Origin of the sequence: Gordonia sp. DT219 (assembly GCF_049847065.1) — a bacterium.
In the GTDB taxonomy this organism is placed as follows: Bacteria; Actinomycetota; Actinomycetes; order Mycobacteriales; family Mycobacteriaceae; genus Gordonia.
Map to the genome: position 1 here is coordinate 1 of NZ_JBNCNR010000101.1, position 314 is coordinate 314.

The 314-nt window shown below is 65.0% G+C and carries 1 protein-coding gene; it reads left to right on the forward strand.

Features of this window, described 5'->3' with window-relative positions; all coding sequences use genetic code 11:
• Positions 1-314: DUF222 domain-containing protein (locus ACPXB3_RS22605; protein ID WP_425729891.1), on the forward strand; the 314-nt coding region annotated here is incomplete at both ends.

Consider the following 314-nt stretch of genomic DNA (forward strand, 5'->3'; position numbering starts at 1 on the left):
AACGAAACCGGCCACGGCGTCACCGCCACCAACAGCCTGCTGCCCATCAAAGACGTCATCCGGTTGGCCGCCGACGCCCAACCCTGGTTGGCGGTGTTCGGTGAGCACACCACCGTGCCGCTGTATTTGGGTCGTGCCCGGCTGGCGAGCCGCGGGCAACGCATGGCGTTGTTCGCCAAACCCGACGGACAAGTGTGCTCACACCCCGGGTGTTCGCAGCCGGCCGCGCATTCGGAAATCCATCACGCCACCCTGGATTATGCGAAGGGCGGGTTGACCAACATCGACGACCTCGCTCCGGCGTGTCCGAAACA